Annotated in this window: 22 protein-coding genes; 10 read left to right on the top strand and 12 right to left on the bottom strand. The window is 41.2% G+C overall.

Annotated elements, in window-relative coordinates:
- Positions 1–55 precede the first annotated feature (55 nt).
- Positions 56–1,150: an NADH:flavin oxidoreductase gene (locus DZ860_RS17635; RefSeq protein WP_120033932.1), complete on the bottom strand. Its 1,095-nt coding sequence runs from the start codon at positions 1,148–1,150 to the stop codon at positions 56–58.
- 213 nt (positions 1,151–1,363) lie between these two features.
- The gene (locus tag DZ860_RS17630; RefSeq protein WP_120033930.1) at positions 1,364–1,789 is read right to left on the bottom strand and encodes a PACE efflux transporter; all 426 of its coding nucleotides are present in this window, start codon (positions 1,787–1,789) and stop codon (positions 1,364–1,366) included.
- Positions 1,790–2,038: 249 nt separating this feature from the next.
- Here DZ860_RS17630 and DZ860_RS17625 point away from each other — a divergent pair, with 249 nt between their 5' ends.
- A complete protein-coding gene (locus DZ860_RS17625; protein ID WP_120033928.1) occupies positions 2,039–2,941 on the top strand; it encodes a LysR family transcriptional regulator in 903 nt (300 codons plus the stop codon).
- 64 nt (positions 2,942–3,005) lie between these two features.
- On the opposite strand, the gene DZ860_RS17620 is transcribed toward DZ860_RS17625, so the two are convergent.
- Positions 3,006–3,215: a hypothetical protein gene (locus DZ860_RS17620; protein WP_120033926.1), complete on the bottom strand. Its 210-nt coding sequence runs from the start codon at positions 3,213–3,215 to the stop codon at positions 3,006–3,008.
- A 405-nt stretch (positions 3,216–3,620) separates the two neighbouring features.
- Here DZ860_RS17620 and cspE point away from each other — a divergent pair, with 405 nt between their 5' ends.
- On the top strand, positions 3,621–3,833 hold the full coding sequence (gene cspE / locus DZ860_RS17615; RefSeq protein WP_120033924.1) for a transcription antiterminator/RNA stability regulator CspE: 213 nt from the start codon (positions 3,621–3,623) through the stop codon (positions 3,831–3,833).
- Between the two features lie 880 nt (positions 3,834–4,713).
- Here cspE and DZ860_RS17610 read toward each other — a convergent pair.
- The 6 genes from DZ860_RS17610 to DZ860_RS17585 all read right to left on the bottom strand — a co-directional run bounded on the left by DZ860_RS17610 (position 4,714) and on the right by DZ860_RS17585 (position 12,261).
- Entirely contained in the window at positions 4,714–5,445 is a 732-nt protein-coding gene (locus tag DZ860_RS17610; RefSeq protein ID WP_120033922.1) for a DUF3726 domain-containing protein, read from the bottom strand.
- Positions 5,442–7,187, bottom strand: a complete 1,746-nt coding sequence (locus DZ860_RS17605) for a hypothetical protein (protein WP_120033920.1) — start codon at positions 7,185–7,187, stop codon at positions 5,442–5,444. The genes DZ860_RS17610 and DZ860_RS17605 overlap by 4 nt, the downstream gene beginning before the upstream one ends.
- Before the next feature lie 231 nt (positions 7,188–7,418).
- On the bottom strand, positions 7,419–9,023 hold the full coding sequence (locus DZ860_RS17600; protein ID WP_120033918.1) for a BCCT family transporter: 1,605 nt from the start codon (positions 9,021–9,023) through the stop codon (positions 7,419–7,421).
- Positions 9,024–9,151: 128 nt separating this feature from the next.
- Positions 9,152–10,141: a membrane dipeptidase gene (locus DZ860_RS17595; protein ID WP_120033916.1), complete on the bottom strand. Its 990-nt coding sequence runs from the start codon at positions 10,139–10,141 to the stop codon at positions 9,152–9,154.
- A 136-nt stretch (positions 10,142–10,277) separates the two neighbouring features.
- Positions 10,278–11,753 carry an aldehyde dehydrogenase family protein gene (locus tag DZ860_RS17590; protein ID WP_120033914.1) on the bottom strand — a complete coding sequence of 492 codons (1,476 nt, stop codon included), beginning with the start codon at positions 11,751–11,753 and terminating at the stop codon, positions 10,278–10,280.
- A 106-nt stretch (positions 11,754–11,859) separates the two neighbouring features.
- Positions 11,860–12,261: a RidA family protein gene (locus DZ860_RS17585; protein ID WP_120033912.1), complete on the bottom strand. Its 402-nt coding sequence runs from the start codon at positions 12,259–12,261 to the stop codon at positions 11,860–11,862.
- A gap of 156 nt (positions 12,262–12,417) precedes the next feature.
- Here DZ860_RS17585 and DZ860_RS17580 point away from each other — a divergent pair, with 156 nt between their 5' ends.
- Positions 12,418–13,296: a LysR family transcriptional regulator gene (locus DZ860_RS17580; RefSeq protein WP_120033910.1), complete on the top strand. Its 879-nt coding sequence runs from the start codon at positions 12,418–12,420 to the stop codon at positions 13,294–13,296.
- Between the two features lie 145 nt (positions 13,297–13,441).
- Here the strand turns inward: DZ860_RS17580 and DZ860_RS17575 are convergent, their stop codons facing one another.
- Both DZ860_RS17575 and DZ860_RS17570 read right to left on the bottom strand, forming a co-directional pair.
- The gene (locus tag DZ860_RS17575; protein WP_120033908.1) at positions 13,442–13,792 is read right to left on the bottom strand and encodes a hypothetical protein; all 351 of its coding nucleotides are present in this window, start codon (positions 13,790–13,792) and stop codon (positions 13,442–13,444) included.
- Positions 13,793–13,874: 82 nt separating this feature from the next.
- Complete coding sequence (locus tag DZ860_RS17570) at positions 13,875–14,345, bottom strand: YehS family protein (RefSeq protein WP_120033906.1); 471 nt, start codon at positions 14,343–14,345, stop codon at positions 13,875–13,877.
- A 498-nt stretch (positions 14,346–14,843) separates the two neighbouring features.
- On the opposite strand from DZ860_RS17570, the gene mglB reads away from it, so the two are divergent.
- The 5 genes from mglB to DZ860_RS17545 all read left to right on the top strand — a co-directional run bounded on the left by mglB (position 14,844) and on the right by DZ860_RS17545 (position 22,411).
- The gene (mglB, locus tag DZ860_RS17565) at positions 14,844–15,827 is read left to right on the top strand and encodes a galactose/glucose ABC transporter substrate-binding protein MglB (protein ID WP_120033904.1); all 984 of its coding nucleotides are present in this window, start codon (positions 14,844–14,846) and stop codon (positions 15,825–15,827) included.
- A 101-nt stretch (positions 15,828–15,928) separates the two neighbouring features.
- Positions 15,929–17,437 carry a galactose/methyl galactoside ABC transporter ATP-binding protein MglA gene (mglA, locus tag DZ860_RS17560; RefSeq protein ID WP_120033903.1) on the top strand — a complete coding sequence of 503 codons (1,509 nt, stop codon included), beginning with the start codon at positions 15,929–15,931 and terminating at the stop codon, positions 17,435–17,437.
- 10 nt (positions 17,438–17,447) lie between these two features.
- Complete coding sequence (mglC, locus tag DZ860_RS17555; RefSeq protein WP_120033901.1) at positions 17,448–18,455, top strand: galactose/methyl galactoside ABC transporter permease MglC; 1,008 nt, start codon at positions 17,448–17,450, stop codon at positions 18,453–18,455.
- Positions 18,456–18,784: 329 nt separating this feature from the next.
- A complete protein-coding gene (locus tag DZ860_RS17550; RefSeq protein WP_120033899.1) occupies positions 18,785–20,545 on the top strand; it encodes a sensor domain-containing diguanylate cyclase in 1,761 nt (586 codons plus the stop codon).
- A 249-nt stretch (positions 20,546–20,794) separates the two neighbouring features.
- Entirely contained in the window at positions 20,795–22,411 is a 1,617-nt protein-coding gene (locus tag DZ860_RS17545) for a sensor domain-containing diguanylate cyclase (RefSeq protein WP_120033897.1), read from the top strand.
- Between the two features lie 97 nt (positions 22,412–22,508).
- Here the strand turns inward: DZ860_RS17545 and DZ860_RS17540 are convergent, their stop codons facing one another.
- Positions 22,509–23,267, bottom strand: coding sequence for a RecX family transcriptional regulator (locus tag DZ860_RS17540; protein ID WP_120034029.1), 759 nt, complete (start codon positions 23,265–23,267; stop codon positions 22,509–22,511).
- Between the two features lie 407 nt (positions 23,268–23,674).
- Between DZ860_RS17540 and DZ860_RS24470 the strand changes: the two genes are divergently transcribed.
- Both DZ860_RS24470 and DZ860_RS17535 read left to right on the top strand, forming a co-directional pair.
- Positions 23,675–23,839: a hypothetical protein gene (locus tag DZ860_RS24470; RefSeq protein WP_165862930.1), complete on the top strand. Its 165-nt coding sequence runs from the start codon at positions 23,675–23,677 to the stop codon at positions 23,837–23,839.
- 394 nt (positions 23,840–24,233) lie between these two features.
- Positions 24,234–25,196, top strand: coding sequence for a transposase (locus DZ860_RS17535; protein ID WP_207890654.1), 963 nt, complete (start codon positions 24,234–24,236; stop codon positions 25,194–25,196).
- Positions 25,197–25,581: the final 385 nt, after the last annotated feature.

Raw genomic sequence — 25,581 nt, 5'->3', positions numbered from 1 at the left:
CATGAGTCACCCATATCAATAACAAAGAGGCCAGCATCCGCTGGCCTCTTTAATTCTATTTTCTCTTATTGTAAACAACACAAAAATTACCGCGCTTAGTTCGACATTTCGAGCATCTTTCACAATCAACTGCAGCTTTATCCCCATCTTTCCAGCGTTTAACCAAATGTGGTTCAGCCAGTAATGGGCGTGAAAGAGCAAAATATTGGATGTTCGTGGTATTAGCAATGTGCTCAATTGCACCAATATCGCTCAATCCACCAACCGTGATCACCGGGACATTAACATCTTGGCTAATCACTGCGCCATATTGATGAAAATATCCTTCTTCCTCAAGTGTGTAGCCGTCAAATGATTGCCCTACCATGGTACTTGCATTGCCATGAATATTGCCGGAAATAATGATGGCGTCGACACCTATCGCTTCCAATTTTTTACAAATGATGCGGGTGTCATCAAACGTTAAACCACCCTCAAAGAATTCAGAAGCGGTCAGTTTAACTAAGATAGGATAATGCTGGCCAACCAACTTGCGAATTTCCGCATAGATTTCCAATAAGAATCTCATGCGATTTTCAAGACTGCCGCCATATTCATCCTCACGCTGGTTATAGTAAGGACTTAAAAACTGGTTAATCAAATAGGTATGAGCAGCATGGATTTCGACCCCATCAAAACCTGACTCTTGCGCTCGGCGACTTGCTTGAGCAAAGGCTTGAACAATATAATCAATCTCTTCTTTAGTCATGGCTTTACCTTGCGTCTGTGTGCCTCTTTCACACACATCGCTAGGGGCAAAGATGATACGCTCACCCACATTATGAGTCGTTTTGGTACCGCCATAAGCAAGCTGCATCACGATCTTAGAATCGTTAATATGAACTAATTCGGTAAGCTTTTTGTACTCATCAATGAAAGAATCATCGTACATGCCCATCATGCCAGCGTTTGGTTTTTCTTCTTCTACAATGTTCGCGTAGCCAGTAACAATTAGGCCTACCTCTCCTTGAGCGAGTTCTTCATAGATAGCGTAAAGCTTATCCGTCATATGGCCATCTTCCGTTGCCATATTTTCCCACGTTGCACTTCGAACGAAGCGGTTTTTTAATGTCATACTGCCAATGTGGGTTTCTGAAAACAAAATACTCAAGTCCAATCCTCTTAAAATTTATTTCATTTGTTCGTTCGCATAAGTAAAGAACCAAAAAAGAACAGCCACACAAAGTGTGACTGTTCTTTTAATTGTTCAATGAATGAGCAAAGCGATGAGCAATAATGAATATTACTGATAAACCTATCGAAAAGATTTAATCTGGATTAAGTTCACATCGATTCAACGCTAAAAATCATAGAAATACTGAGGCTAAATGGCAACTTTCTGGCTTTTCAGGAAAAACACACGAGCATGATCATAAACAAGATTAAAGATAAACGCGTAAATCGTAATAAAAATTGTCACGCCAAGATCCATAACAAATGCTTGCCAAATCGAAACCCCTAGAATGTAAGCCATCACTGGCACGGTGACGCAAAGTAAGCCAGCTTCAAACAAAATAACATGGACAATTCTAAGTGATATCGAACGCTGCGTTTTCTCGCCAGTCACAATTTTGTCAAACACGTAATTAAAGCAATAATTCCAAATCATCGCGATTGTCGCTATAACTATCATTGTTTCTGATAATGCGCCAATATCATGATCGGTAAATGTAGCCAATCCAATAATGGATAATGAAATGGCTAACACTTCAAATAGAACCGAGTGAAAAACTCTTTCAATAACACCCATCAACTTCCCCTACAATCATATAAACAATACCCATTCCTCTTAGTGCTGCTACAGCAAGCTCCGGTAGTGAGGTGGTGGTTCGTGAGGACTTTCGTTTGTCAGCATCCAGTCACCTCAATTAGTTGGGGTATTAAATATTTATAAAAACATCAAGAAGCGGCGATTATGACAGTCAATTACAATAAGAAAAGTTAACAGCCATCACGAACAGTGATAATCTAATGCAAAAATTCAATATCAAGAACTCAAATGTATAGCTTTGAACAACTAAAAATTTTTGTCACCGTCTGTGAAAGCGGTTCTTTTTCCGCCGCTGCTCGTAAGCTAAAACGCGCTCAATCAGGAGTAAGCCAAGCAATCGCGAATTTAGAGATAAGCATTAATCAAGAGCTATTCAGTCGAGACAAAAATATCCCAATGTTGACGGATAACGGTAAAGCATTACTGCCTATCGCTAAATCCATTCTTCACCAGCAAAAATATTTTGACCAAAAAGTTACATCGTTAACCAAAGAAGATGAGCATGAACTCATCATCGCAGTTGATGAAAGCCTTATCGATAGTAAGTTGCTAAGCCTACTCGTTCCCCTAGCCGATGAGTTCCCTATCACCCATTTTGATATCCTATCCGTTCCAACTTTCGACATAGAAGAGTTAGTGCGTACGGGTAAAGCCCACCTTGGAATCATCTACGCAAATGGCGAACTCAAAGTTGATATGGATTTTTTCTTACTTGGCCAAGCGCGTTTTTTAACGGTTGCTGCGATGGAGCACGACTTGTCTCAACTCCCGCAAGTTCAAGACTCAGATTTAAAACGCTATCGTCAATGTGTTCATCGTAGCTCAAAGAAAAAAGAGTTATGGTTTACCTACGGGATCAGCGCCATGATTTGGTATGCCAACACCCATCAAACACTTGTTGATCTTGTTGAACAAAATGTCGGCTGGGCAAATGTGCCTGAGTTGTTGGTAAAGGAAAAAATCAAGCAAGGTAGAATCAACGCGTTACCCGTTACTCATGAAAGTGGTGGGTGGGTAAATCCGGTAGGATGTTTAGTGTCACGTAGTCATGTTGGGGGGCCCGTGCTCACTCGAGTCACCGAACGGTTACAAGGACTGCGGTTTGTGAATGATCATTGGCAACAGAAGTAAATTTGTTCGGAATTGAATGAGTGATGATCACCCATTCAATTTCATCATCGCGGCTTACATAGACTTAAATATAGACGATCTCTTTTTCGATAAAATCAGATTCGCTAAACCATTTAACACAACCAGCATACTGACATTCACGCAGTTTGGTATCGATTTGAGCAGCCATTCGCACTGCCATTTTAAACCAACCATCCTGCTCTTCTAGACCATCAAGTAGTTCAGAAACCAAAACTTGGGCTTCATCGTCCAGTTGCAAACCAATCAAATTCATTTCACATTATCCATTTAATGATACGTCGCCCTCAGAAAGTCTCGGGCTCGACCCAACAATGATAGGCACAAACACAGTTAAATCCTATCTTATCCTTAACTAATGGTAGTATCTCACTAGTACACTGACCAAACCTCATTATTAAGTGTATAAATTTCAATCAATTAAAATAATTTGAAAAAAGACTTTACTTAACTGTGTATCTAAACAATAATGTCGCCGCTCTGTTGTTCAGAGTTATTGATGAAAAATAAAGTAATAGTAAAACCCTCAGAATATCTTCGTTATTGTTGTAATCCTCAGTGTTTCCCTTAGCTTCATAATCACATTAAATAATTCCAAGCTCTCAGCGCAACGCATTTTATTGCGAATATTTATTATAAAATTTAATCAAAGGGGACTCACATGTCTGGTAAAACAACTGGTATCGTAAAATGGTTTAACGAAGAGAAAGGTTTTGGTTTTCTAACTCAAGACAACGGCGGTGCTGACGTATTCGTTCACTTCCGTGCTATCGCTTCTGAAGGTTTCAAAACTCTTAACGAAGGCCAAAAAGTGTCTTTCGAAGTAGAGCAAGGCCAAAAAGGTCTTCAAGCTGCGAACGTTATCGCGCTATAATTTATGAAGTTGGCGTAAGTGGTATTTATACCATTTACGCCACTTTAAACACCATGTAAAAACATTTATTCCGTATCCTAGAAAATATCTAACACTTCCAACATCTGCTTTTGTATATGTCGCTACGTTCCCTATTTACTTCGCTATACCTAAATAAATAATTTACTACATACTTCTATCAGTAATCCATCTGACTTAATTTAATTTCGTCTGTACTGATTTCTAAACTCAATTAAGGATATTTATGGCTCGTTCTGTTGGTCGTAAGCGCTTTTGGTTTCAAAAGACGACACGACAAAAAAACATCCGCACTGTAAAATAACGCAAGATATTCAATTCAATAAATTCTTTATTAACAGTGTGTTAATTATAAAGCAATCACGATACTTTCCTCTTCATACTTTAATGCATCAAGAACAGCTATCGACTGATTGAATAGACACCCAACTAGTTTGTGATATTCCAAATCGACACGTTGCAGTTACAACACCGCGAAAAGCCGCCTACTTTTCGGTGTTATCTCTTTGCAATATCACTCAACTCTTCATTTCCCAGTTATCTAAATCATCGTTAAATCGTGCTTCTCAATATTTACTAATAATTCAATATTTACTTGTATATAGCTGCGATTCCAATTCACTGAATTCACCTATATCAAATTCAGCCGATTTAATTCAAACATCCATCATATTAATAAACACCGTTTATCCGCTATATTGCTCTGTATAACGAAAAAGCGAGCTGCATTATTTATGCTTGATAACATCGCAAGTACGAACACTATCAATAACACGAATAACACATCTCGCCTGACAATAGCAGATCTGACGTTTAACTTAGCCAACCTTTAAATACGACAACAAGTCATTACAGAAGCGACCTAAGCTAATCCTCCTGCCCCCTCTAAAGAACGTTCACTGTTTTCAACAAGAAACACTGTCGCTGTTTGCTTGAGTATCGCCCATTGGTGATCGTCAACAAAGATCCCCTCTTGCCATGCAAGTGTGAGTGCTTGTTGTAACTCTGCTGCATCAATATGAGTCGTATACCCTTGTGAGCTTTCTTTTAAACAGAAATCATCCACGGATAATTCAATCGTCATTCTGTGTAAATCAGCGTCATCTAGCTCAAGACTTTGTGAAAAATAGAGTTCTGGTGCGACACAACCTCGATTGAGCACATATAATGTTCTTTTTGGATCAGTCCCATTTTCCCACTTGGCACGACAAGCAATCCCTTTTGCGGCCAACTTCACCAACTCACTGTAAGCAAGCCATCGATTGTGACAGTTTTCTAAAGTGATCATGATCTGCTTTTGGCCAATCATTTTCTCTATAGCGTAATCCATGATCACAGGTAAATGACACGCTAAGCTACATCGATGCAAATCAATATTCAAATGACCACTGTCGACATTTTTTATATCCACCGGACAATCATCTTCTTTACTTAAAAAGTTGCTCGCATTATTAAAGTGATGGACACCGTGCAAGCCTACCATTTGTAGGTCAGCAACCATATTCGCGACCACATCAGCTTCACCACACGTTCTACGCATCCCTAAAAATGCTTTGTTCACTGCGGTAACAAGTTCATTGTGAGAAACGATCATTGGGTAGCGCCTCCAAAGGTTGATTGTTGAATTAACGATTCATCACTAGGTAGTAACGGAAATATCCAATTATCTTGATAATTTTGGTCGTGAATTTCATCAAGTAAAGGGGAACCTTGGAAAAAAGTGACACGAACCCAACGATCAGAACGAGGATCGAATTTCGTCGCACCAAAAATGGCCAACTTGCAACGCAATAAATGCATTGGTAGCGCATCTTGGCGTAACACGTTCATCTGGATATCACCCATCGCTTTGTTACCGAGCGTCCATACGCGACGTGCAATCGCACGATGTTTAGGTTCATGTAACAGAAATTCAGCCATTGAAGCATCAGCTAGATCTGAGCGGCTTTCAGTGTATGTCCTTAAAGCGTGGTAAAAACGATAAACTTGGCGACCAATATCAAGTGGGAGCTCACGTTCTTCACCGACCTCTTCACCTCGAATACCTAAACGTGGCTCTTCTTTATCTTGTGAGCGATACCAGAACCAGTAGTTATTTTCTGGTAGAGTGAAGTCCATATCAATGGCCCAGCGATATTTTGCCTCTAACAACGCAATGAGATCCGAGACTTTTTTACCACTGGCCAAAGATAGCGCCTCATCACAGTTCATCTGCTCTTCGAAAGGGTCAACGACTTCCGGATAAAGCTCCATTAAACAAGAAATGAGTATTTCTTGCGCCTCTAGACTCATCGCCTGAGACTGTTCAACAACGGCTTTCCAGTTTGGCGATTGCAACATCAACATGTTCAACTGCTTTCTCAAATTCACCAGGTGCTCTAAGGCAACGATATTGAGATTTGCTTGATGTTTATTGATAGTGATCACTTGCTGTAAATGGCGAATACCTTTATTGAGTAACGCATCCAAAGCTAGGTATTCGCTTTGTTCACATGGCATAGCAAGCACTTCACTAATAGCACGCTCGCGCGTTGTCATCCACTGGTCTACAATACATGGGTGATTGATCAAATAGGGTGCCATCCCCAACCCTGTCGCGTTACCTACGCCTAAATAACGTTGTAAGCCACGATGCAATGAAATCGCTTTATCACCACCATACTGCTTAGCTAAATAGTGCACCCAATCTAAACTAAATTCTCTTAGTAGGTAAACCGCGCACATTTGAGCACTGAATGACTGACTGAAATCTTGATTATTTTCTAATAGTTTAAAGTCAGCAATACCAAACTTGCCATTACCATAAACTGCAGTGGTTCTGAGAATATAGCCGACATCGGCCAACTCTTTAGGATCAGGTTGAATACCTTGAGACAGGTGGCTAACAATATGTTCGAACACCCGAACACTCTTATTGGCACGAGCTAATACTAAGACTTTATTGGGGTTACGACCCGCTTCTTGCAGTGGAACATTGGCTCGCAACTGTTCAAGGAGTGCAGAATCGACATCCCCATAAACTAAAGCAAACGTCACGTCCCACTTCTCTGCAATAACACGGTCATTACGTTCTTCATCAGCAATTTCATCACAAAAAACCACGAGATGATAAACATGCGCCGGGGTTTCAAGCCGATAGATGACATGCCCGTATCCTTGGGGACACAATTGCCACTCATGTTGAGTTACATGCCACTCTTGCTTTGCCATTTTCCGAATCAAACTGCGTACGAAGCTGATTCTGTTTTGGTGCATAGCGCCTAAACGTTCAGGTGCCATCACAATTTCTGCATTGCGCATTGCTGTCTCAGTATTAGTAGAACGATGTGCATCCATTTTGCTCACCACCTATTGTCATTATAAGTATTGTTAGGTTGATGTGGGTGACAATCACCCACACGTTTCACATATTGCTAGTCTTTGTGTTTATCAACTTGAGTGATTACTGAGGTCACTCAAGCTAACTCTTTATCTACACCTGCCACCTTTCAGTGACAGGCTTTCTTTCATAGACAGTCACTACTAGGACTTGTCTTTGATGGCCCCTGTGATTTATAGACCTTATTTTTATAGACCTTGCGCTTTCGCCATCTTGATGGCGATTTGTGGAGCATTCCACAACGATGGCAACAAAATCAGGGATACTGGAACTGCCGTTATCACAATGAACGATTGCAGAGCCGATATACCGCCAGAACCTAGTGATATTAATATCAAGGCCGTGACACCCATCATGACACCCCAGAAAGTACGGATAATGGCATTGGGTTCTGTTTCGCCACTGATCACGACACTGATGGTATATGTCATCGAGTCACCAGTTGTGACAATAAAGATCGTAGTAAGAATCAAAAATAGAATAGAGACGACCATTGGCATTGGCAGTTGTTGCGTTACTGCAAGTAGTGCTCCCGGTAAATTGAAGCCTTCAAATGCCTTACTCACACTGCCTGGTTCCATAATTTCAAACGCTAAACCAGAACCACCAACAATCGTGAACCAAAAACAAGTCGCAAGCGGAGCAATAATGCTGATCGTGGTAATGAGTTGACGAATACTACGGCCACGAGAGATACGAGCAATAAAGATAGCCATCATTGGGCCATAACCTAGGAACCAACCCCAGAAGAACACAGTCCACCAGCTTAACCACCCCTCATCACCACGATAAGTTGCCATCGGAATGAAGTTGTCTAGCATGCTACCTACACCTTGAATATAACCATTAAAGATGAAGTTGGTTGGGCCAAAGAGCAGTATGTAAGCCATTAATGCAACAGCTAAAATCACGTTGTAACGACTTAGCATTTGCATTCCACGGTTTAAACCACTTAATGCAGAAACGGTATAAAGCACGATGGCAAAAAGGATGATAATAAGTTGAGTGGTAAAGCCATCAGGAATATCGAACAGTGCATTCAATGCGTAGCTAACTTGCAAGCCTAAAAAGCCAATCGGACCTATCGTTCCTGCAGCAACCGCGACGATACAACACGCGTCAATAATCGCACCTGTCTGTCCTTTTAACGCTCTTTCGCCCAATACAGGATAAAGTAAAATACGCGGCTTAAGTGGAAGGCCTTTATCGTAATGAAGGTGCATAACGACGATTGACGTCAAGCTGCCCACGATTGCCCAAGCTAGGAAGCCCCAGTGCATAAATGATTGCGATAGAGCATTCACTGCTGCTTGCTGTGGGTTCTCTTGTGCGCCGTACAAAGGTGGCGGATTTACATAGTGAGCGATCGGTTCAGCGGCAGCCCAAAATACCCCTCCACCAGCGAGCAATGTACAAAAGATGATTGCCATCCAACGAAAGCCATCCATTTCCGGTTTATCAATACCACCTAAGATCACTTTGCCTGTTCGCCCTGCGGCCAATCCAAGACCAATAAGAAAAGTGAGAAGAAGTAGTAATTGCCAGTATGGGCCAAACACATTTACCGCCCAGCCAAACCCTGTATTGACTAATGAAGAGAGAAGCTCACCATCGTACAGTGCTATTGAGACAAACAGCGCGATGAAACCGCCGCTGTACCAGAATGCTGGGTTACTTAACCCTAGTTTGTCGATTGAACTTTTTGTTTCACTCGTTGAGTTATGTTGTGTTGCGTGCTTTTTAGATGAACTATTCATCGTCGAAGTTTTCATGCTTTCACTAATATCGGACATGCTCTGACTCCAGAGGTTACTTTGCAGCATTCAATGCACATGGTGTGCATTAGTTGGCAGCAAGAAGTGTATTTAACACCCGCGCTATTATTGTATTGTTGGCAGGCGGTTCCATGTTAAGAGGACGGTTATGAAATAGGCTCTAATCCTTGTTGTAAGAAGTTAAACCAATTCTCCCCGACGATTAATCCAGCTTCAGATTCACTGAATCCGTGATGTATTAACCCGTTATAAATGTTCTCCATTCCTTTGCTGCCACTAAACCATGGCAATGCATCTGGCCAACCTGAGTTATTTGCTGACCCCTCACCGTAATCCATCGCTTTTGACCAGCGACCATTACGCATCCACTCCAAAACCTGTTGTGGTTGGTTAAGACATAAGTCACTACCGATTCCTAAATGCTCTACACCAACCATATCCGCGGTTTTTGCAACCATTTTACAAAAATCGTCTAAGGTACATTGGCTACCATTAGGTAAATGGAATGGGTACAAACTAAAGCCAATTAAACCGCCACGTTTGGTCAAGGCTTTAATTACTTGGTTCGATTTATTACGTAGAGCATCATGTGCAAAAGTCGGATTGGCGTGGCTGATGCAAATTGGGCGAGACGAAAGATCGATTGCTTCTAGTGTTGAACGCTCAGCACTGTGAGACATATCAATGATCATTCCTACTCGATTCATTTCTTCGATAGCTTGCTTGCCGAAACGAGTTACCCCAGTATCGTTCTGCTCATAGCAGCCCGTCGCCAATAAACTTTGATTGTTATAGGTTAATTGCATAATCAACAAACCTTGGCGACGCATCACTTCAATCAAACCAATTTCATCATCAATAGGAGAGCAATTCTGCGCCCCTAACAGGACGCCGACCTTGCCCAGTTGTTTTGCTTGTTCGACATCCGCCATTGAATGAATCGGCATAATAAGATCGGCATTTTGTTCAAAGCGCAGGTTCCACTCAGCAAAGCGTGTCAATGTTTCACGAGCATTTTCGTGATAAACAACCGTCGCATGAACCGCGGTAATACCACTGGCTTTTAGGGTTTGAAAATATTCGCGATCCCAATTGCAGTACTGCAACCCATCAATCACAATCCTTTGCTGATACATAACCACTCCTTACTTCTGCCATCTCTTTTATGTTGATAAATACCGTCTCAGGCAACCTCTCTCAACACATAAATTTTTTGATAAAAAAGGGCGAATCATTTCGCCCCTCTCACCACCATTTAAGAACCAACGTATGCTAGTAAGGACGTTGGTAAGCAGTTTTTACAACCGTATAAAACTCTTTTGCATATTGGCCTTGTTCACGAGGACCAAAACTCGATTCTTTGCGTCCACCGAATGGAACGTGATAATCCGTACCTGCGGTTGGCAAGTTAACCATCACACAACCGGTTTGTGCTTGTTGCTTAAAAATCGCGCTATTGCGAAGGCTTTGAGTAATAATGCCGCCCGTTAAGCCAAAGCGTGTATCATTCACCGTTGCGATAGCTTCATCTAAACCAGAAACACGAATCACGCTCGCCATTGGAGCAAAAACTTCTTCTTGGTTTACTTCCCAGCTGTTTTGCGTATTAACAAACAAGGTTGGTGACATGTAAAAACCGTCATGTTCCAAGTTCAAACGATCACCACCAAACGCCAGTTCTGCACCCGATTGTTTCGCTTTATCAATCCAGGTTAAGTTCGCATCCAGTTGTTTCCCATCAACAACAGGTCCCATGAAAATGCCATCTTGCAATGCGTGCCCCACTTTTAGCTCACTCATCCGCTTGATTAGCGCTTCAACATAAGCGTCGTGAATACCATCCATAACCACTAAACGAGACGATGCAGTACACTTCTGCCCAGCCCCAGAGAAAGAACCCGCAATAGTTGCTTCAACGGCAATTTGAATATCCGCATCATCAGCAATGACTAAGGCGTTTTTACTCCCCATTTCTAACTGGCAGCGCACAAAGTTCGGTGCAGTCGCGGCTGCAACTTTACGTCCTGTATCAACTGAACCAGTAAAGCTGACACCATTGACTTCTTTGGAGTTAATAAGCGCATTACCCGCTTGTGAACCGCTACCTAGCACCAAGTTAAATGTTCCAGCGGGCAGACCTTGACGATGAATAATTTCGGTTAATGCGACCGCGCTCGCTGGCGTCAGATTCGCTGGCTTCCAAATCACACTATTACCAAATGCCAATGCCGGAGCGATCTTCCAAGCCGCCGTTGCGGTTGGGAAGTTCCAAGGCGAAATAATACCAATCACCCCTACAGCTTCTCGCGTTACTTCAACGGAAACACCAGGACGAACTGAATCAGCACTATCCCCAATTTGGCGCAGCACTTCTGCTGCGAAATATTGAAAGAACTGACCTGCACGGTAAATTTCACCGCGACCTTCAGCAAATGGCTTACCCTCTTCACGAGATAGCAATGTACCAAGCTCATCACAACGAGCAATCAGTTCATCACCGATCGCTTGCAGCACCGCTTGCTTACGTTCAATCGGCGTCTTTTCCCATTCTGGTTGAGCATGTTTTGCCGCCGCGATGGCTTGCTGAACTTGTACTTCACTTGCTTGAGCAAAGTTACCTAAATTTTCACTAATGTCAGATGGGTTAATGTTAGCAACCGTGCTTTCGCCTGATTGCCACTCACCCGCAATATAGAGCGATTTTTCAGCTTGAACATTTCCTAGAGCAGAGAAGTTTGGTTGGGTCATGATGCTTTCCTTGTTCACTCTGGCTTTAAATTCTACTGCCAGTAATTCATCGATAAATTAAGGGGTAAACTTGTCTTATAAACTTGCTTAATAAAGGGCTACCGCATCACGCTTCAGGTTGAGAAGCTGAAGCGTAAACCACAAATTCGACTAACATTTCTTCTCGTGCTAAGCCGGCAACAACCATTGCCGCACGATTTGGATACGGAGCTTCAAAATATTCAGCATAAACACTGTTCACTGTCTTTAGATATTCACGGTCGGTTACGTAAATCAGTACTTGAAGCACTGAGTCTAAAGATTCACCAGCACACTCTAGAGTATGAACAAGGTTGTTAAACGTTTGACGCGTTTGAGCTTCAATGCCACCTGCTACAACTGCACCGGTTTCATCAATTGGGATCTGTGCAGTATACAAGGTACCATTGTTGACAATCGCCCATTCCAAAGGGGCTTTAGAGGCAAAGAGAGCGGTTTTAACTGGGTGCTTTTTATTTTGTTTATTCACGTTTCTTTCAACCTTTGTAATCACATTGTTTCTTGATGGTTAAATATTGCACATTGACAGCCGATAAATCTAACGGTAAATTTTTTACATTTGATAAGTTTTATTTATCACCATGGGAAAAGTAAGGTAAATAAAGGGCTGACAGGAGTCTCAACGGTGAGTATTAAATTACAACAATTGAAGTATTTTGTGATGGTGGTAGAAGAAGGTGGATTTCGTGCCGCATCAAATCGAGCTAATCGTTCTCAAGCAGCGCTCTCGACGTCGATAAAAGAGCTCGAAAGATCTCTTGGACAACCACTTTTCGAATCAGGAAACAAATCGAAGATAACCCCGTTTGGGGAAATATGTTTACCAAAAATTATTCAGTTCTTAAATGTTTACAATGCATTAGATAACGACTTACGAGCTGCTGCTGCCGGGCAACAAGGCCGAGTGAGGATTGCTAGTGTGCCTTCTGTCGCGGCGAAACTGATTCCGAGTGTACTTGGAGCTTTCTGTGAACAATATCCAGAAGTTGAAGTGAGTTTGATTGATGATAACGCTGCCGGCGTCGCAACACGGCTACTTTCCGGGGAAGTCGACTTAGCTCTAGGGAATTACACACATATTGATGATAGCGCGATTGAGTTTACCCCGCTGATTTCAGATCCCATTGGTGTCGTCTGCTTAAACGACCACCCAATCGCAAAACAACCGGCAGGCATCGAATGGAAAACGTTACTGACACAGCCCTTTATTCGTAACGGCACCTGTACTCTTCTAGATCCAACACCAGCAAGAGTTTTAAGCGAAAAGGCGCTCTATTCTGTTGAAAACATTACTTCACTCTTTTCCGTTCTTGAATTGGGGATCGGCATTACAACCTTACCTAAACTCGCCTTTCCAACCAATGAAACGAGACTCGTTTGGATCCCTCTGATCGATCCTCCCCTTGAACGTCAAATTGGAATATTTCGCTTAACGGAACGGACAACCTCACCGCAGGCACAAGCATTTCACGATTTATGTGTAACTTATTTGAGCTATCAATAATGAGCCATTGCCAGATGTTCTAGCAGGCCTATAAGGAGAGAAGAGAAGAGAAGAGAAGAGAAGAGAAGAGACGTTGCAGACAGCGCGAACCTTATCCGTCCGCAAATATTATCCGTCTGCAACAAGCGTTTTTAAGCTGGCCTATTTATAGACCAAAGCCTACTCTCGCTAATTTACGAACCGATCTTACACCCCAAGGTGATAAGTCTGGTTTTGGTTTACCCACCAAATCACCAAGGCAAATATAGCCTTTTGATAGATAGCGATATAAGAAATCACCACCAGCAAGTGAACCTGTTTTGTCATCGCCCGACGGGAAGAAAATTCGCTCTACGCGCAAATCTTGTGCCGTTTTAAAAGCAAGATAGGCAGATGAATTCACAGGATAAGCATCTAGGTTTCTAATTATTTCTTTATCCGATACTTTTGTCGTTGTATCGCTAAAAATCATAATAAGACGTTGTTGTTGCTCTGATGAAACAATGAGCATTTCCATAATTGTAATCCATTGAAGCAAAAGATAAAAAGGAGCTAATCATCTATATTTTTAGCCCCCTCCAAATTCTTAACTGATGTCGTTATTTAGCCGCACCAGGACGCAATTGGTGTTGAACACCTTGCAAAAAGTTTCTAAGAACTTGATCGTTACACTCACGGTAATGTTTATTGCCCGGTTTACGGAAGAAAGCGCTCAGTTCGTGCTTACTTAGATTGAAATCAGCAAGTTGTAAGATTTCTAGGATATCTTCCGCTTTTAAGTTAAGTGCAATACGTAACTTTTGGAAAATCATATTATTGTCCAGACGATCTTCCGGCTGAGGTTGCTCACCCTCTCGTTTACCACGTTTCGTATTAATTAGACCATTTAAGAAGCATGCTAACTCTGTATCTGTCATTTTAACGAACAACGCTTCATCTTCTTTTTTCAACCAAGCGATGACTTGTTCTTCGGTTACTTTGAAATCTGCTTCAGCGAAGATAGCAACCATAGTGCTGTCATTAAAATCAAAGGCATAACGTACGCGACGCAAAATATCATTATTGGTCAAAATAAATCCTAGTCTTAGGTAAACCCAGCACAATCAACGCGATTACTGGTGAGCGCGGATATTAACAGAGTTCCCCTCTTTCCCCTATCTTTTACTCTACAGCTCGACTCGCAACGGGTACTGCAAGCACAAACCCATTTACTATTGATTATTTTAATTTTAATAAGCGCCTAATTTTAGGTTTCCATCAAAAAAATATGCCTCATACGTGGCGTAACCAAATTTCTAGGCAATAGTCTTGGTGTTTGTGCGCATTTTTTGATTAACGTTTACATTGAAATTTAAGAACTCCTAATACAATCACATATTTATAGTAAATATTGCCTGAATCATGGGTATAAACAACGAAATATTGTGTGCTTCACATTAATTCCTTTTCCAAAGCATATACTCCTCAGGGTAAACGTTTCCACAGCGATATCGTCGCTAAAAAGATATCTCAAATAACGTGAAACTTTATACCCTACACCTTCTATAACAAAAATTAGGACTCATCCTATGAGAAAGTTAACTGTACTCGCGATGCTTACTGCTGGCATGGGCTTCGGCACTCAAGCGCTAGCTGATACTACTCTGGGCTTCACCATCTACAAATACGATGACAACTTTATGTCGGTTGTTCGCCAAGCTATCCAAAAAGAAGCGGATGCGGATAAAGATTCACGCGTACTAATGAATGACTCACAAAACAGTCAATCAATGCAGAATGACCAAGTTGATGTGATGCTCGCTCGTGGCGTGCAGGCGCTAGCTATCAACCTTGTTGACCCAGCTGCGGCACCAACGATTATCCAAAAAGCAAAAATGGATAACGTGCCTATCGTCTTTTTCAATAAAGAACCATCAAAAGACGCAATGGCAAGCTATGACCAAGCTTATTACGTTGGTACGGATTCAAAAGAGTCTGGCATCATTCAAGGTGAACTGATCGCTAAACAATGGAAAGCGAACCCGACTTGGGATAAGAACGGCGATGGCGTATTACAATATGTGATGCTCAAAGGTGAACCTGGCCACCCAGATGCTGAAGCACGTACCACCTATTCAGTTAAAACCCTTAATGATCAAGGTATTAAAACTGAAGAGCTACACATGGATACCGGCATGTGGGATACCGCGATGGCAAAAGATAAAGTCGACGCATGGCTTTCTGGCCCTAACGGCACCAAGATTGAAATCGTTATCGCAAATAACGATGGCATGGCGATGGGTGCAGTCGAAGCACTACGTGGCGCTGGCACCAAACTTCCTGTCTACGGTGTTGATGCGTTAGCTGAGGCATTAGCACTGGTTAAATCAGGTGACATGGCTGGTACGGTTCTAAACGACGCGACCAACCAAGCGAAAGCAACGTTTGAGCTTTCTCGTAACCTAGCAGAGGGTAAAGCTGCTGCGGAAGGTACGCAATGGAAGATCGACAACAAAGTCGTTCGTGTACCATATGTTGGTGTTGAACGCTCTACTCTAGAAAAGTTCCTATAACACATTATTAGGAGAGGGAAACCTCTCCTTTTTAGCTGCCCTAGCTTTATTCCATTTGATTTTCGCAATCCAATATTCACTCTAGAACAATAAGAGATGCCATGGTTAGTACAACACATGAATTCCTGTTAGAAATGACAGGTGTGAGTAAATCATTTCCAGGTGTGAAGGCATTAGATAACGTGAATTTAAAAGTTCGCCCTCACTCAATTCATGCATTAATGGGGGAAAATGGCGCTGGCAAATCAACCTTGTTGAAATGTCTATTCGGTATCTATGAAAAAGATGAAGGTGATATTGTTTTTCTTGGTAATCACATCAATTTTTCATCTTCCAAAGAAGCGTTAGAATCTGGTGTATCTATGGTGCACCAAGAACTAAACCAAGTGAAACAATGTTCCGTCATGGACAACATTTGGCTTGGTCGTTATCCGAAGAAAGGCTTCTTTGTCGATCACGATAAAATGTATCGTGATACCAAAGAAATATTTGAAGAACTTGATATCAATATCGATCCTCGTGTAAAAGTCGCAACACTTTCCGTTTCTCAAATGCAAATGCTTGAGATAGCTAAAGCATTTTCCTATGACGCGAAAGTTGTCATCATGGATGAGCCGACGTCATCGTTAACAGAAAAAGAGGTTAATCACCTTTTTACTATCATTAATAAACTCAAAGACAAAGGCTGTGGTGTCGTTTATATCTCACACAAAATGGAAGAGATTTTCGCTATCTGCGATGAAATCACCATTCTACGTGATGGTCAGTGGGTTGATACCCGCCCTCTAGAAGGGCTGACCATGGATAAGATCATTGCAATGATGGTTGGCCGTGAACTCACTCACCGTTTCCCAGAAAAAACCAATACACCCAAGGACATCATTCTCAACGTAAGAAACCTGACTGCATTGAATCAACCCTCGATTCAAGATATTTCATTTGACTTACGCGCAGGAGAAATATTGGGCGTTGCTGGTTTGGTTGGGTCACGTCGTACCGATATTGTTGAAACTCTATTCGGTGTTCGTGAACGACAAGGGGGACAGATACTCTTACACGATAAAGAGATGAAAAACCGTGATGCAAACGAAGCGATTCACAATGGATTTGCCCTAGTCACCGAAGAACGCCGTTCAACTGGGATCTATGGCAACCTTGATATTACGTTCAATTCTCTCGTTGCCAATGTTAACGAATACAAAACTCAGTTTGGATTATTGAGTAATAAGAAAATGAAAAGCGATACCCAATGGGTAATCGATTCGATGCGAGTCAAAACCCCGTCGCATCAGACTCACATTGGATCTCTTTCTGGTGGTAACCAACAGAAAGTTATCATTGGTCGCTGGCTACTCACACAACCTGAAATTTTGATGTTGGATGAACCAACTCGTGGCATTGATGTAGGTGCAAAATTTGAAATCTATCAACTGATCCTCGAGCTGGCGAAAAAAGACAAAGGGATCATCATTATCTCTTCTGAAATGCCCGAACTACTCGGAATTACCGATCGTATATTGGTCATGAGTAACGGTCGAGCTGCTGGTATCGTCAACACAAAAGAAACTTCTCAAAACGAAATTTTAGAACTGGCCTCGCGCTATCTCTAAGGAATGTATTATGGATGCTGTTAAAACATTTGCATTGAAGCACCTAAAAGAAGGTGCAATTTACGCGGTATTGTTCATTTTATTGGCCATCATCGTCATTCAAGAACCCTCTTTTTTAAGCCTGCGTAACTTAAGTAATATTCTGACTCAGTCTTCTGTGCGCGTCATCATCGCATTGGGTGTAGCTGGATTGATCGTCACACAAGGCACTGACCTTTCTGCGGGTCGCCAAGTTGGTTTGGCTGCGGTATTATCTGCGACATTGCTGCAATCTGTAGACAACGTCAACAAGGTATTCCCATCGATTGGTGAAGTGCCTATCGTCGCTGTAATTATCAGTGTCTGTCTTGTTGGTGCAATCGTCGGTCTTTTAAATGGTATTATCATTGCGTACCTAAAAGTAACCCCATTTATTGCGACGTTAGGTACGATGATTATCGTATATGGGGTTAACTCTCTCTACTATGATGCCGTCGGTGCATCTCCTATCGCGGGCTTTGATGAGCGTTTTACTACCTTTACCCAAGGCTTTATCCAGATGGGTGATTTTAGGTTCTCTTACATCACGTTCTACGCCATTATAGCCATCGCTTTCATGTGGATTTTATGGAATAAAACCGTGTTCGGTAAGAACATCTTCGCCGTTGGTGGTAACCCAGAAGCAGCAAAAGTATCAGGCGTAAACGTACCTCTAACACTACTTAAAGTGTATGCCCTTTCCGGTGTATTCTATGCTTTCGGTGGTATGTTAGAAGCTGGACGTATCGGTAGTGCGACCAACAACCTAGGTTTCCTATACGAACTTGATGCCATCGCAGCGTGTGTGGTTGGTGGCGTTTCTTTTGCTGGTGGCGTGGGTAGTATCGCCGGCGTTGTTACTGGTGTATTGATTTTCACTGTTATCAACTATGGTATGACTTACATTGGTGTTAGCCCTTACTGGCAATACATTATTAAAGGCGGCATCATTATCTTCGCTGTAGCGCTAGACTCAATGAAATACGCGAATAAGAAATAACGCAAAATAACTTCATTAAGTTTAAATCATGCCTCATCTAAACTGGTGGGGCATTTTTCTATCTCTAACTTCTAACACATTGAATGCAACGCTAGTTTGCGAACTAAATCACTGACTAATTTTTGTCACCTGCTTGAATTTTGCCACTATATGAACTTAGTGCACAGAAATACACCATTAAAAACTATTACTCTCAATATACAACTAAACTCAATAATCAAACACGAACACTAAATCATTATAATTAATAAGGTTTTGAGTATTTAGAATCATTTCAAATACCCACTATGCTACGACACTTTTTTTATAGATTTGTTTATGGAGAAACAATGAAGAAGAAGTCATTTGGCCAATTTCAATATCTTCCCATCGTGGCATTAGCCATATCCATGATTGTTGGAGGCTATTTTTACAATCGGACCCTAGATGAATGGTTAACCAAAATTGTCAGCGGATATATGATTGGACTCATCGATGATGTCAGCTACCAAATGCAAGAACGCCAACTTGATCTTTATGATATGGAAGCAGCTGAAATAGACCGATTCCTCACCACAATGCCTCAAGCCAATTTTGGCCGAAGATTTACCATTATTCACAGTACTGGCAAAGTTCTTGGCGATTCACAACTTAGCGGCAGAGAAATTGCGTTACTCGATGATCATAGCCAACGCCCAGAAGTCATTATTGCTCTTGGTGGTGGCGATGGTATTTCGAAACGCTATAGCCCTACTCTCAATCAAGAACTGCTCTATGTGGCGAAAAAATTAGAATTAGAAAAAGATGAACACGGCCATGATGCAACTTATATTCTACGTCTAGCAATGCCAATGACGACCCTCTACGCGATGGCGAGGGATCTTGAATTTATCGTAGTCGTCTTACTGGGTAGTTCCTTACTCGTACTCGTTTTCTCATCTTGGTTTAGCAACCGCCAAATCCTCCTAGTGGTCAATAAAGAAAGAGATAAACAAGAGGAACGGATAAGAAAAAGTACCCAAGAAATTGAACTTCTGCACCGTTTAGCCAATATGCTTGCCGCATGTAACAATATTAAAGAAGCACAAGCCGTGGTTGCGGATATCGTTCCTCGCCTACTGGGCAACATCAATGGTTGTGTTTCAATTATGCGAGAATCTCGCAACCAACTTGAAATTAAATTGGACTGGGGCGGGCAATGGCCTGCAGCAAAAACCTATGCTCCACTTGATTGCTGGGCATTGCGTAAAGGCAAACATCACTTATCCCAGGATGAACATCATAATTTGCCTTGTGGTCATATGGAAAAATGCGACGGTGACGGACTTACACTTTGTGTGCCTTTGACTGCACACGGTAATACAGTCGGGATGTTTCATCTCTACTTTGAACAAAGTGCTTCGACTATAAGCCTCGAAACCAAACAGCTTGCGTTTACCATTGCTGAGCATCTAGGGCTCGCGTTGGCTAACCTCAGCTTACAAGAAAAACTGCGTTCGCAAGCATTAAGCGACCCGTTAACCGGGCTATTTAACCGTCGTTTCTTTGAAGAAGTCATTGAAAATGAGTGGGTTAAGTCAGGACAAACTCAAGTACCGATGTCCCTGCTAATGCTCGACTTAGACCACTTCAAACGATTCAACGATAATTTTGGTCACGATGCCGGCGATTATGTATTAAAAGAAGTGGCCAACTTACTCAAGCGATCAATTGGTGAAGATCACGTTGCTTGTCGTTTGGGCGGAGAAGAATTAGCGGTGCTGAGTCCAAACTGTGACGTTGAAGAATCGATGATTCTGGCGAATCACATTGTCGAATCTGTGCGTGAACTGCACCTTGATATGAAAGGCTTATCTCTAGGACAACTTGGTGTATCGATTGGTGTAACTACTTACCCTGATCTCAACGCCACCACCCAAGAGCTCATCAAAGCCGCCGACACAGCTCTTTATCAAGCGAAACACAATGGTCGTAGCCAAGCCATTCATACCAAACTTGATTCAAGTAAAAGTGAGCAAGAACAAGATACGCCTACTGATATTGAAAAAAGTAACCAACCTCAAATCTCTGAAATCAAAAATGTCGAGCCTTTCAATGCAAAAACAAACTAAGACTCATAACACGTAGGCCATAGGCCTCTGAGAGATTGAATCCACCATGCAAGACCTAAATAGGCGCGGCACATTTGTCGCCTATTTAGGTCAGATATCAAAGCGTATAATGACAAAACTTAAGTTGTCGTAAATTAGCACGCATAATTATCGTTACGATAAAAAATCACCCAGGCACACCTCTATCAATTTGTGACTTCAGTCACTATAATCCCATCCTTCTCACATTAACGCTATTTCTCTTATTTAATGAACAAGTTAACTCTTTCAGAATTTAAATTTTTCTGCACTCGTTTCATGCTGACATTCACCTTATTGGTATCCGTTTCTTTAGTCATTTTTTACTACGACTCAATCTCAGAAGTTGAAACAAAAAAAAGTAATGTCAAAGTGCAACAAGCTGCTCTGTTAGAGGGTAAAAAAGAGTACATTGAATGGGTCATGGGTTCAGTTGTAAAAGAAACAGTCCTATTAAGTGACATCCTCGCACAACAACAAATTTACCGGGTACACGAGCCTGATAATAATCAAACCAAAGCGCGCCTACTTGATAAGTTTAATCACGCTTTAAAAATCGTTAGCCAACGAAAAATGATCTACGATCAAATCCGATATCTTGATACCAATGGCAACGAAATTATTCGAATTAATTACAAGCAGGACCTCGCTACAATCGTACCTACAACAGAACTGCAGAATAAGAGTGACCGATACTATTTTTCTGAAATAATAGCGCTAACAAGCAAACAAATTTATATATCACCACTCGATTTAAACATTGAATATGATGGGATCGAAATACCATTCAAACCAGTGATTCGTTTAGCATCTCCTATCTTTGACTCTGCTGGAAAGAAACGGGGTATTGTGGTTGTAAATTACCGAGCGAGTTATCTCATGGATGGACTAGAACTATTCAATTTAAATAGTGGCACCAACTATATGTTACTAAACAAAGATGGATATTTTCTCTTTAACGACCTCTATCCGGAGCTTGAGTTCTCTTTTATGTTTAAAGATAAACCAACGCACACCATCTATAGTCAGTTTCCAGAATTAGCTGGACAAATTCAATCCATAAATTCAGGACAAATTGAAACCGACCAAGGGCTCATGACCATCGAATCCGTTGGCGCTCTCGGATGCATTAATCCGTACTGCTTTCAACAATTCCACGTCACTGACAACGATTCGACAGCATGGAAACTGGTTTCTTATACTGCGTTTGATAAACGATTAGATTTTACAGATTCACTAGCACTACACCACTCGCTGATGCGACTTGGCGTGTTGCTAAGCCTAGTATTGTCATTTTTTATGGCGCGATATCAGTTGCGCTTGCATCTCGATATTCAACGTATTAATTACTTAGCGAATAACGACGACTTAACTAACCTAGTCAACCGACGCGCATTTCAATCGCAAGCAGAAGAAACGCTTAAAGCGGCGCAAGAATCAAAACGTCATGTTTGTTTGATTTACATTGACCTCGATAACTTTAAAGCCATCAATGATAATTATGGCCACGCTGCAGGTGATAAAGCGTTACAACATGTCGCGATGATCATGAACAAGGTGTTCGGTTCAGAAGCTTTACTCGCGAGATTAGGTGGGGATGAATTTGCGGTACTGCTCAACAGTGACAAACAGATGAGCAATCCACAACAACTTAGCGAGTCATTGCTCAAACGATTACGTTACCCTATTTCTGTAACGCCAGAACATGATTTCAGGATCAGTGCCAGCGTAGGCGCTTGTATTTGTTCTTGCCAACAAACAAATCTAGAATCACTGATGCATAAGGCTGATTTAGCCATGTATCAAGCAAAACGCGCCGGGAAGAATCGCTGCGTTTTTATTGAGTAATACCGGATATACCCAAGAAACTTAAATATAGGCAACCCGTAATACGGTTGCTACTTCATTTTCCTAGGTATAAAGCATATCAAAAATCAACTCTTTACTAGCTTAACTCACTCATAGCAAACTGAATTTCTTCAGAAGAAAATCCTTTACGACTGAGCATAGCATACGCTTTGCTGCGCTCTTTATGTGTGCTTAAGTCGTAAGGTTTTTTTTCAAGTTGTTCTAAGCAGGCCCCATAAAAGTCAATTTGCTCAGCGTTGATTAACTTTTCGACTAAGACATCAAGATCGGTCGTGTCTATTTTCCGTTGACGTAACTCTTGGCGAATAACCGTCATTCCCTTTCCTTTTCGGGCATATTTCAAGACTTCTTTTTCTAAATCTGCTTTTTCCGCTTTGATCTCCAGATTAGTTTGCAGTTGATGAAAGCAGGCGTGTTGTTTTATCGCTTCATTGACTTGAGAATAACTAAAGCCTCTCTTTTGCAACATCGCTATGAGCTTTTCTTTGCTCATATTAAATTCTTGATAATAGCTATTAATACGCTCATTCAAGATCGATTGCTCATCAATGCGTAATTCATCTTTTACTTTCGTAATCGCATCCCTGATCACCGCATCACTAAGCCCTTTCTTTTTGAGTTTTTCTAAGATGTACCCACTGCCATACTCACTAGAAAAAGCACGCTCTGCGAATTTTAGCGCAAATTCATTGTCAGGCTTTAAGTAGCCAAAGCCGCGAAGTTTCTCTAAGGTATCCGCTATCCAATCTTCATTGTCAGTTTTGACTCTAAGCTTAGCGAGCAACTCACTTTCCGTAAGATCTTTTTGTCCTAAATGCCACAGTGCAGAGTTCATGACACTTTCAATACGCGTTGCTTTTTTCACTCGATTGTCTTCAGGGTGCAAAATACTGTCTCTTGGTCGGGGAATACACTAAGGAGTTTACACTAATCTCGTTGTTTTCTGGATGATCCTTTAGCTAAGCGAAAGGTACTAAGCAATGCAATGATATATACGGATTGTATATAGGATATGGAGGACAAGGTAATACGAGCCCCTAAATATATAAATACACTTATCGATTAATCTATTTTATAAAAAATAACACTGCCTTATATTCATCATTTAAATACAAATTAGAAATACTAATCCCACCTTATTAAAATTCTTTGTAATTAAATTACATATTTTATTTGACGAAGCTCACATATTGAGTAAAATTCACACCATCTTCTGAAACATTACTACATAAGGTCGAGAATATGAACTCAGCACTTCTATCAATGTTGGACACTGAAGAAACTACTAACGTAGAAAATACTGCACAGGCAGGAACTTCTACTCTAGCTGAAATTGCAACGCTTGCAGTGTTGTTTTTATCAACTTCAGCAGTAGCTTTGTTACTAAGCCTTTCTTGGGTTTTGTAACCAGCCTTTCATGGAATTGAAAACGCGGTACTCCACGTAAATAATTTACGGAGTATCGCCTAAATCATTATTTTCACTAACTCAATATCTTCTATTACTTCTTGTTATAACCACATGCCACCCACTATGGCAATTTTTGGTTAGCCACAAATACCTCATCAAATTTCCTATTACCGTTATTACCGGGACACAAGTATTATTACCGGGACACACGCTATTATCCTATTGTTGATATTAGGGATTAATATTAAAAGAATGATATTAAAAGGACACACACCATAAAGTAAGCAAAGTATGAATTGTTGATAACCTTGTAGCATGTTGACACATCCTACCTTGTCGTTATTTTTAGTCTTTTTATGCTAATTGAACCAACAATCACATGAAGCTAAAGATGACAACAGCCAGAAAACAGCAGATCTCTATCGATGTAACGCCGTATTATCATTGTGCCTCGCGCTGTGTAAGACGCAGTTTCTTATGTGGAGTCGACCCGCTAACAGAGCAGAACTACGAACATCGCCGAGACTGGATAAAGCAGAAAATATATGCGCTTTCTCAGGTCTACTGTATTGATATCTGCGCCTATGCAATTATGAGCAATCACTATCATTTGGTTGTACATATTAACCGAGATAAAGCACAGGCATTGTCTGATCGTGAGGTGGTCGAACGCTGGCAGCAAGATCATAAGCTTCCTGCTCTCATTATGCGTTGGTTAGCCGGACAATTAACCAGTACCGCAGAATTAGAAGCATCTATAGCGATAATTGACTCATGGCGTTCTCGCTTGTGGAATCTAAGTTGGTTTATGAAGGAGCTCAACTTTGACATCGCTTATCAAGCAAACCGGGAAGATAAGTGCCGAGGGCATTTTTGGGAGAGCCGCTTTAAAAGCCAAGCTTTACTTGATGAACAGGCACTAGCTGCTGCCATGGCTTATGTCGACTTAAATCCATTGAGGGCTGGTGTTGCTACAACGCCAGAAACATCGGAGTTCACCTCTATTCAAGCTAGATTAGAAGCATTAAATAATCAGCAACAAACAGCTCCTTGCCTGCATCCATTCATTGGTAACCCAACCAACGAAAAGCTAGATGGGATCCCATTTCGCTTGATGGATTATATCGAATTGGTTGACTGGACTGCACGTCAATATCGGGATGGCAAAGCATCTTTAAATTCCGTTATCCCACCAATACTACGACGACTCAATATAAACCAATATAATTGGCTGAAAGGCTGTACTGAATTAGAGAAGCATCGAAGTACCGCTGTAGGCTGTATCTATAACGCAGAAATCGCCAAGCATGCTTTAAGTAAAAAACGGATTCATCTATTAAGATTGGATGGATAAAACAACCTGCTCTATTTTTCCACTTCAACATATCCCTTAGAAATACGATCAATAACTTCCGCGACTATTTTTTAGAATCTGCGCTTCACTCCTAACTAGATAACATTAAAAAGTCGTAATTTTCTCTATGTGACTGAATATTCGCTATTAACGTAGCTAATTTGAAAGTGCTTACTTCAATCTCAATCAGCGTATACCTAGTTTTTAAAACGCCTGTCCGTTGTAAACTATTAAGAGTTAAAGTGCCTGTCCCTGAGGTATCCCCTCAAATATGAGAAAAATAGTAAAATAATTCATAAAGATAAGAACATTCATGATGTTTAGTGATCTCACTTTTATCACCACAATAAAATGAGTAAACACTATGAATGCAGACCAAATAATA

It is taken from the genome of Vibrio sinensis (assembly GCF_003605645.1).
GTDB classification, from domain to species: Bacteria; Pseudomonadota; Gammaproteobacteria; order Enterobacterales; family Vibrionaceae; genus Vibrio; species Vibrio sinensis.
This window is presented reverse-complemented; position numbering and strand designations above follow the sequence as displayed.

Bases quoted from the DNA above. Each gene is read 5' to 3' on its own strand.
- DZ860_RS17630 (WP_120033930.1), bottom strand. From the start codon at position 1,789: ATGGGTGTTATTGAAAGAGTTTTTCACTCGGTTCTATTTGAAGTGTTA.
- DZ860_RS17625 (WP_120033928.1), top strand. From the start codon at position 2,039: ATGTATAGCTTTGAACAACTAAAAATTTTTGTCACCGTCTGTGAAAGC.
- DZ860_RS17620 (WP_120033926.1), bottom strand. From the start codon at position 3,215: ATGAATTTGATTGGTTTGCAACTGGACGATGAAGCCCAAGTTTTGGTT.
- cspE (WP_120033924.1), top strand. From the start codon at position 3,621: ATGTCTGGTAAAACAACTGGTATCGTAAAATGGTTTAACGAAGAGAAA.
- DZ860_RS17610 (WP_120033922.1), bottom strand. From the start codon at position 5,445: ATGATCGTTTCTCACAATGAACTTGTTACCGCAGTGAACAAAGCATTT.
- DZ860_RS17605 (WP_120033920.1), bottom strand. From the start codon at position 7,187: ATGGATGCACATCGTTCTACTAATACTGAGACAGCAATGCGCAATGCA.
- DZ860_RS17600 (WP_120033918.1), bottom strand. From the start codon at position 9,023: ATGTCCGATATTAGTGAAAGCATGAAAACTTCGACGATGAATAGTTCA.
- DZ860_RS17595 (WP_120033916.1), bottom strand. From the start codon at position 10,141: ATGTATCAGCAAAGGATTGTGATTGATGGGTTGCAGTACTGCAATTGG.
- DZ860_RS17590 (WP_120033914.1), bottom strand. From the start codon at position 11,753: ATGACCCAACCAAACTTCTCTGCTCTAGGAAATGTTCAAGCTGAAAAA.
- DZ860_RS17575 (WP_120033908.1), bottom strand. From the start codon at position 13,792: ATGGAAATGCTCATTGTTTCATCAGAGCAACAACAACGTCTTATTATG.
- mglB (WP_120033904.1), top strand. From the start codon at position 14,844: ATGAGAAAGTTAACTGTACTCGCGATGCTTACTGCTGGCATGGGCTTC.
- mglA (WP_120033903.1), top strand. From the start codon at position 15,929: ATGGTTAGTACAACACATGAATTCCTGTTAGAAATGACAGGTGTGAGT.
- mglC (WP_120033901.1), top strand. From the start codon at position 17,448: ATGGATGCTGTTAAAACATTTGCATTGAAGCACCTAAAAGAAGGTGCA.
- DZ860_RS17550 (WP_120033899.1), top strand. From the start codon at position 18,785: ATGAAGAAGAAGTCATTTGGCCAATTTCAATATCTTCCCATCGTGGCA.
- DZ860_RS17545 (WP_120033897.1), top strand. From the start codon at position 20,795: ATGAACAAGTTAACTCTTTCAGAATTTAAATTTTTCTGCACTCGTTTC.
- DZ860_RS17540 (WP_120034029.1), bottom strand. From the start codon at position 23,267: ATGAACTCTGCACTGTGGCATTTAGGACAAAAAGATCTTACGGAAAGT.
- DZ860_RS24470 (WP_165862930.1), top strand. From the start codon at position 23,675: ATGAACTCAGCACTTCTATCAATGTTGGACACTGAAGAAACTACTAAC.
- DZ860_RS17535 (WP_207890654.1), top strand. From the start codon at position 24,234: ATGACAACAGCCAGAAAACAGCAGATCTCTATCGATGTAACGCCGTAT.